4 protein-coding genes and 1 pseudogene are annotated in these 4,600 nt (G+C 61.8%); 3 read left to right on the top strand and 2 right to left on the bottom strand.

Annotated elements, in window-relative coordinates:
* Positions 1–60: 60 nt before the first annotated feature.
* Positions 61–711 (bottom strand): DUF7134 domain-containing protein, encoded by a 651-nt coding sequence (locus ACFFN1_RS04770; RefSeq protein WP_376839099.1) that lies wholly within the window; start codon positions 709–711, stop codon positions 61–63.
* Between the two features lie 139 nt (positions 712–850).
* On the opposite strand from ACFFN1_RS04770, the gene ACFFN1_RS04765 reads away from it, so the two are divergent.
* From ACFFN1_RS04765 to ACFFN1_RS04755, 3 genes are read left to right on the top strand one after another with little or no spacing between them, the layout of a single operon-like run.
* The gene (locus tag ACFFN1_RS04765) at positions 851–1,750 is read left to right on the top strand and encodes an ABC transporter ATP-binding protein (protein WP_376839097.1); all 900 of its coding nucleotides are present in this window, start codon (positions 851–853) and stop codon (positions 1,748–1,750) included.
* A complete protein-coding gene (locus tag ACFFN1_RS04760) occupies positions 1,750–2,499 on the top strand; it encodes an ABC transporter permease (RefSeq protein WP_376839100.1) in 750 nt (249 codons plus the stop codon). The genes ACFFN1_RS04765 and ACFFN1_RS04760 overlap by 1 nt, the downstream gene beginning before the upstream one ends.
* Before the next feature lie 4 nt (positions 2,500–2,503).
* The gene (locus tag ACFFN1_RS04755) at positions 2,504–3,250 is read left to right on the top strand and encodes an ABC transporter permease (RefSeq protein WP_376839096.1); all 747 of its coding nucleotides are present in this window, start codon (positions 2,504–2,506) and stop codon (positions 3,248–3,250) included.
* A gap of 183 nt (positions 3,251–3,433) precedes the next feature.
* Here ACFFN1_RS04755 and ACFFN1_RS04750 read toward each other — a convergent pair.
* Positions 3,434–4,492: pseudogene (locus ACFFN1_RS04750) on the bottom strand (ISL3 family transposase); the annotation flags it as partial.
* Positions 4,493–4,600: the final 108 nt, after the last annotated feature.

Genomic DNA, 4,600 nt, shown 5'->3' with positions numbered 1-4,600 from the left:
CACGAACTGGAAACAAGCCCTGGCCCAGCTCGCTGTGGCCTTCCCCGACCGCATGGAACCCTACCTGTGAAAACCGCCCCATACACACTCAAGTTGACAAGCCCTCCGGGTTCTCTCCTGCACAGTAGCCAAACGTCGCTCAACATCCCTGCGGGCTTCGAGAGCTGCAGCATGCTCGATGGCGTCCATATAGCGATCTTTCCGGTTTCGGCGAACGACTCCGGCCAGAACAGCGGCAGTCACCAGCACGACCGCCATAGCAGCGGTAGCTGCATTGACCATCCAATTGCCGAGGAAAGCTATAGGGGGCGCCGTCAGGACCGCAAGGATGGTGCCTGCATAGACCATGGTGGTGTAGATACGCCGCCAGGGTGGATTGAGCTGTGTCTGGGAGGTGTAGGCGGCAACAAGACAAGTGATACCCGCGAAGACAGACAACTCATGCACTAATACCATATGCATCACGAGGAGGAGCCCGACGACATTTAGGACAAACAACGGACGCACTCGTCGGAAAATCATGCTAACCGAGCAGAGGACTACGATCAGGGTGTAGGCGGACTGCTCAGGGGTGGCGAAGGACAACGTCGGCCGACCGGCCGCCCCAACCAAGCCAAGCAGCACAGCGAGGACCAGATCGATGACCCACGGGCGATCCAGCAGAACGGCATCGTACCGTTCTCGAACAGCTGGGCGGGTCAACGATTCCATGCACCCAGCGTACGTCGCGCGGCTGCGTAGCGACTCATACTGGGGTATGACGCTCGACTTCATGCCAGGGCATGATCCGCCAACGCCACGTCGGCGGGACTATGGAGGACATGACCACCACGACTGAATCGAGGCACACATGAGCTCCGTGGTCACGACCAACGGGCTGACCAAAAAATTCAAGACGCACACTGCCGTTGACTCCCTGAACCTGGTAGTACCAAAGGGGCAGGTGTACGGGTTCCTCGGTCCGAACGGATCGGGCAAATCGACCACCATGAAGATGCTACTGGGCCTGACCCAGCCCACCGCCGGCGATATTGAGGTGCTCGGCCAGCCACTCACCCGGGCCTCGCGCACCAGGCTCCTACCGTCGATCGGGTCGATGATCGAAGCCCCGCCCGGCTACGGGCACCTCACCGGTCGGGAGAACATGCGCATAGTCCAGGACATGCTCGATCTGACCGCGGCGCAGATCGACCGCGCGCTCGCAACCGTCAGGTTGACCGAACAGCAACACAAGCTCGTCCGCAACTACTCCCTGGGTATGAAACAACGGCTTGGCATCGCGATGGCACTGGCGCGAGACCCCGCTCTGCTGATACTGGACGAGCCGACCAACGGTCTCGACCCTGCGGGCATCGAGGAGATCCGCACCCTCCTGGTGGACCTCGCCGACCGCGGCATTACGATAATGGTGTCGAGCCACTTGCTCGATGAGATCGACAAGATGGCCAGCGTGCTCGGCATCCTCTCGCACGGAAAGATGATCTTCCAAGGCACCCGCGAACGCCTCTTCGAGAAGTCGGTCCCTGATCTTATCGTAGAGACCCCCGACCCGCAGGCGGCATTGGCGCAGGGCGTCACCGCGACCCCGGTGCCCGAGGGCATCCGGATCAGTGGCATCGATAAGGACCAGACGGCGCATCTCGTTTATCGGCTCGCCGTCGCGGGTGTACCGATCCACGAGGTGCGACGCGTTACACAGAGCCTCGAAGACGTGTTCATGGACCTCACCGGCCGGGGTGGTCTGCTGTGATGCGCGCGATCAGTCTCGAGTTCCGCAAGATGCGCCGCCTGCGCACGTTCCTAATCACCGGAATTCTTATCCTTGCTGTTGCAGGCTTATCCAGTTTCTCACTGTTCTCTGGCAGTACGCAGGAGACCTTCAACGACCCGGCTGCGGCACCGTGGGCGGGCCTGATGGTCACATACACGCTGATGGCGGCGATGACTTCCCCGATCCTCGCTGCTGTGCTCGCCAGCCGCCAGACCGATATCGAACACTCTGGTATCGGCTGGACCCTCGCTTCCACCGCCGGCCTTTCACCAGGGGCGTTGTGCCGCGCCAAGCTCGCCGCACTCAGCGCCGTGCTGTTTGCCGCCGTGCTCGTGCAGAGCCTCTTGGTTATCGGCATCGGACTGTTTGCCGGCATCCGAGTACCGCTCGATCCTGGACCCTGGATCGCCTACACCGCGCTCCTCTTCTTCATCGATGTCGCCTTCCTCGCTCTGCATATTTGGCTCGCCGCCATCGTGGAGAACCAGCTTGTCTCCGTCGGCGTCGGCATGCTCGGCGCCTTCCTAGGTGTTTTCTGCATCCTTACGGGTGCGACCGTCGCCCGCGTGATCCCGTGGGGTTACTACGCCATGATCTCTCCAATCGGGCAGCAAGGGGATAACCTGGTCACCCTCACCCCGCCACTCGGATGGATCGCTGGCTTCCTCGCACTCGTCGGCGCTTTCTTCGTCCTCGTCACCCACCGTCTCGATCGTTTAGAAAGGTAATGCCGTGTTCCGCGCAGAAACCCTCAAACTCAAGCGCTCCGCCACCTGGATCATTGCACCCATCCTGCCGCTGCTGGCCGTGACCACCGGCACTATAAACCTCGCTAACAACCCCGACACGCTCGCCGCAGGATGGGCGTCGTTCACCTCCCAGGTCACCCTGTTCTACGGGCTGCTGTTCTACTCCATCGGGATTGCTCTGATCGCCGCGACCGCGTGGCGGATGGAACACCGCGGCACTAACTGGAACCTCCTGCTGACCACCACTCGGCAACCCATCAAACTGGTGGCCGCGAAGATCGCCGTCATCATGCTCCCGGTCGCGTTCATGCAATTCGTGCTCGTTATCGGCACGCTCGTCTCGGGCACCCTCATCCTGGGCCTCGACGGCACGGTCCCGTGGCAGTTCGCGCTGGTAGGTCTGATCTTTGTGATCGCAGCCCTGCCTCTCATTGCGATCCAGTCACTGCTATCCATGCTAATGAAATCATTCGCCGCCCCGGTTGCAATCTGTCTCCTCGGCTGCGTAATCAGCGTCGCGACAGTTACCAGCGAAGCGCTCCGCCCTCTCAGCTTTATCTGGCCACAGGCCATCAACACCAGAGCCCTCAACCTTGGTTCGACCGCCCTCGCCGGGTCCGGTGGACTCACCGCTCCGGATGCGTTGCCCATCATCGGCCTCGCACTGGGCATCGCCGCCCTCATCGCCCGATTGACTCTAACGACGATCCGCACCGTGAAACTGCGCTGACGACATCCCAGCAGGACCGCGGGCCCATGCGTGACAGACACGGGTGCCCTTCGCACTGAACCAGGCTATTGCTCGGCTCCCGAATAGGGCTTCTACGACACGAAATCTCAAGCATCCGCGTATCGAGATTTGAACGCTGTTGGTCGGGACATCTACCGTTACACCTCTGATCGTCACCGTCCATCAAGCCAGAGTCTTGCATGAGCCTGCGGGACTGATGCAGGGATTGGTGGCTCTTCTGACTTGAGTGTGGGGTGAGGCGTCCAGACCCCCGCCGATGAGGAGCATGCGGAGTCTGTAGTGCTCGAAGTTGCGGAATCCGCGAGCGATCCGACGGCCCAGCTCGATGAGCCCGTTGACCGCTTCGGTGCCGCCGTTGCTGGCACCGTCGGTGTCGAAGTACGCCAGGATTGTCGTCTTCCATTTCCGCAGTGTCCTGCCCAGTCTGGCGATCTCTGGGATCGGGTATGTCGGCAAGGCCTCGATCACGCGGGTGGCCAGCCTGCGCCCTTGAGCGTGAGTGTCTTGGTGGAACATGTCACGGATGTCCTGCGCGCATTGGTAGGCGACTTCGGCAGCGGCATGATCCTTATGCGCGACGAAGGCCGCTTGCAGCCGTTTCTGTTGTCGTTCGGTGAGGCGTTCTTGGCTGGCCCGTAGAAGGTTGCGGATGCCGTAGAGCGGATCGCCCTTCCGGCCCCGGTGCCTGAGTGTCTGCTGTTGGACGCGCCTGCGGACGTCATCGACGGCGCTGGTGGCGAGCTTCACGATGTGAAAAGCATCGAGCACACAGGTGGCGTCGTCGAGTTGGTCGTCGATCGCGTTCTTGTATCCCTGGAACGGGTCCAGCGTCGCAACCTGCACACCCTGGCGGAAGGAAGGCCCGCGTGCGGCGAGCCAGTCCTTGTACACCGTTGCTGAGCGTCCCGGGACGAGATCCAGCAGACGCGCCGTCGGGTGCTGGTGGCAGGAGAGACCGACCATGCCGGTGAGTTCCTTTCGGCCCTNGGGGTCCGTGTGATGCCATACATGCTCGTCGACGCCCAGGACTTCAACACCGTCGAACCGTGCCGGATCGTCAGCGGCGGTGTTGAGCACTGGCCGGATCTGGGACCACAGGGTGTTCCAGGTCGTGCCCAGCTGGCGGGCCAGCCCCTGGATAGAGGCGTTCTCGTAGCGCAGCTGACGGATCGCCCAGGACACCGCGCGGGTTGTCAGCAGGCCGCGCGGGGCGGCGACCTGCGTGGGGACTGATGCAGGGATTGGTGACACCTAATCTGGCTTGCTGACAGGCAAGTCTGGAAGGATGAACACCATGCCAAAGCCCTACCCGAAAGAATTCCGCGACGA

Origin of the sequence: Brevibacterium otitidis, assembly GCF_042429315.1 — a bacterium.
GTDB lineage: Bacteria > Actinomycetota > Actinomycetes > Actinomycetales > Brevibacteriaceae > Brevibacterium > Brevibacterium otitidis.
The sequence above is the reverse complement of the archived record's forward strand: the minus strand, read 5'-3'. Positions and strand labels throughout refer to the sequence as shown.